At 41.7% G+C, this 2960-nt stretch carries 1 protein-coding gene and 1 pseudogene; one reads left to right on the top strand and one right to left on the bottom strand.

The window, feature by feature from the left end; genetic code table 11:
* Positions 1 to 20 precede the first annotated feature (20 nt).
* A pseudogene (locus FJR38_RS26765) lies at positions 21 to 350 on the top strand (tyrosine-type recombinase/integrase); the annotation flags it as partial.
* A 227-nt stretch (positions 351 to 577) separates the two neighbouring features.
* On the opposite strand, the gene FJR38_RS26760 reads toward FJR38_RS26765, so the two are convergent.
* Positions 578 to 2960, bottom strand: a 2383-nt coding sequence (locus FJR38_RS26760) for a hypothetical protein (RefSeq protein ID WP_371418304.1), incomplete at its 5' end; no start/stop codon positions are given.

Below are 2960 nucleotides of genomic sequence, written 5' to 3'. Positions count from 1 at the left end.
TTTGGCAATTTAATGAATAATATATCAAATATGAGCGTCATCATACTGTAGATGCGCTATTTACAGCCCAACAGCCAGTGACTAAAGTTGTGAGTAGAATTAGCTATCGGACTGTGCATGAATACTGGCGAGAATTAATAAGTATATATCCAGAGTTAGTTGGGGTGAGAATCCACGATTTACGGCATACTTTTGCTACGGAGCGTGTTGGTTTAATGGGGATTGAAGAATTGCGGGCATTGATGGGGCATGAAAATATTCAAACAACTCTGCGTTACCAAAAAGTTACGTCAGCTAGGGCGGAAGAAGTTGCACGTCAAGCTCTCAATAGTTTACCTTTGAATCTCTAAAAATTGAGATTTTGTCAATGTTTTTTACTATTGATTTAAAATCATAGTACAGTTATGAATTCAGAGTTTTTACACAAAATTATCACGTTTTTGCTGGTAGATGAAGAGAAGACACTATACTCTGCGTCAGGAGAGTGAGTAGTGGTCAAAAACAAACCATAAAATCTGCATTATTGCAAGTGTTTTAATAAAACTTTACATCATGTCCTATTTTGCAGGTATCCCGGCTATACCCCGTTGTTAGCAACTTCCTGTGCAGGTTCTGGTGTTACCATAGCTGGTGTACCATCCTCAACAGAATCTATTTGCCCCCCGTTATTGCCATTTGGGGCTAGTGTTTCTGGTAAAACAGCGGATTCTATCAAATCACCAGTTAAAGCAATTTCCTGCCCATTATTAGCGGTGTGGAGTGAATGTTCTGCTGTCTCTTCTGCTCTAGAAACAACTACACCCAGTTCAACTACACCCAGTCGGGTGTCCGCCATTGATAAGTTTTCTTTATCGCTTTTTGGCGAGTCGCTGCCAATCAAAGAAGATAAGAAAACCTGATGAGTAATAACTTGATTTAAATCCAAAACAATCGGGTTAACTGTTGACTCTGATTGATTATTGAACTGAGTTAAATCAGTTTCAGAACTATTAAGAGAATTTATGAATTCAAGATTTTCTTGAGACTGAATTACTTCTGATTGGTTTAATTCCTGTTGATTTGATTCCTGCTGACAAACTTGAACTTCGAGATCACAATCCTGAACTTCTAGCTTTTCCTTTTTCTCCTGTTGTTCAATAATCTCTCCGGCTACCTCAGCCCCTGCGGGACTGGTAGCAAAAGGTAAACATAAAACCTTCATATAGGGGAAGTGAGTGTAATCGCCCTCTGGATAAGGGTTTTGAGGTTCTTGTTTTTTCCACGTTTGATTAGTTAGGTAAAAGTGTGTGTAATCGCCCTCTGGGTAAGGGTTTGCGCTATTTTTTGGCTCTTGGCTATTTCCTGAATTGATGTTCCTATCAAAGATTGTATCTGCTAGATTAATGCTGTTTATTTGAATCCTATTTTGTTGGCTGTTATTTGTTTTAGCACTATTGTCTGTGGTGATATTTTGTGAGTTGCTGTTATCTAACCAAGGATCTGGGATGTACCATTGGGGATGCCATAAATGCTTATGTTTGTATAATGTGTTTTGACTCAGTGTTTTGTTATATTGACGTTTATATTCTGCACTTATCTGTTGGCTTCTTTCGGTTACTCCTTCACTTAATCCTGCTTGCGTGAGTTCTATTAGTTCTGTTTCTACTTCTGTGTTTAATTCTGTTGATACTTGTAAGGTACTTTGATTTTCTGTACTTCTATACTTCTGTATTCTTGGTTGTGTTTCTAATTTTTGCACTATAACTTTAATGCGTTTTTGCGTTTGTTCGCTGCGTTGCTGGTTTTTACTTTTGGGTTTTTCAAAGGGGATGACATTGTTGTAGTTTTGATATTTGGTTATTTCTCTTATATCTGCTATGGCTAGGGCAAATGTGTTCAGATATGTTCCTAATGGGCGCTTGGGATAACTAGCGTAAGGTGTATACCATTGATGTCTGATTGTGCATTTTACCCAGTCTCTAACTCTGGTTTCGATGCGGTGTTGGTGACGACAATACTGTGTGTAGCCTGGGGCGTTTCTAGCGGTTTCTACGGCATATTTAACTAGGTTTTCGTCTTGTAGGTCTAAAAAGACGATGCCGTAGCCAACGATGATTTGTAGGAGGGTGTTTGTTTGTCCATACCCTGTCCATCCTGTGGCGATGATTTCTTCCCAGTTATTTTGCCATTCTTCGATTTTGATGCTGGCTTTTTGCCGATATTGTTCTCTTGTATGCCGCTTTCTGGCTTTTTTGCAGGCGTATCTGAGTTTACTGAGGTCTTGATGACGGGCTGCATGATCACAATGGTCAAGGAAGGTGGCTACTGAGTCGCTGATTGGTTGCAGGTCGTCGTCTAGGAGGAGTGCGCCGCTACCAGGCTGCATGGGACAACGAATGGCTTTGTAGTTGGTGATGCTGTCTTTTCCCCAGGGTTTGGGGTTGGGGTATATTTCTATTTGTCCGGCACTGATGTTGCAGCCTGTATCTTTTATTGTTTGTTCTAGGGCGCAGGCTAGGTTGAATGTGGGGATTGGGGCTGTGAAGGGGATGATGAGGTGGTAGCCACCGCTATAACTTGATTGGATGGGTACTAGGCTGAGTATGCCTATGTCTTCTAGGGCGGCTTTGATGGTTTGATAGGCTTCTAGGTTATGGTATTCGCTGCCTGTGTCTATGTCTATTGTGGCGTAACGGGTATATGAACTAAAGCGTATGCCTACTAGTTTGTCGCTGTTTTGATGCAATCTCCACAGTTCCGAGGGCTGGAGGTAATGGTCTTCTGTTCTCCAGCCTGGTTTGCTGAGGAGGTTGTTGGCTGGGGCGATTATCGGACTCCAAGGATGCCAAAAATATTTGACGTAGCGTTTTCCCAACTCGGAGGCTGGTAGGTGGTGTTGGCTTTTTGGGCTGGAACGACGACGGGCTGGTTTGGCGAAGTTGTCTGGGTTTTCTGGTAGATACATGATTGGCTTGCCTCGA

Origin of the sequence: Anabaena sp. UHCC 0253, assembly GCF_009712085.1 — a bacterium.
GTDB lineage: Bacteria > Cyanobacteriota > Cyanobacteriia > Cyanobacteriales > Nostocaceae > Dolichospermum.
The sequence above is the reverse complement of the archived record's forward strand: the minus strand, read 5'-3'. Positions and strand labels throughout refer to the sequence as shown.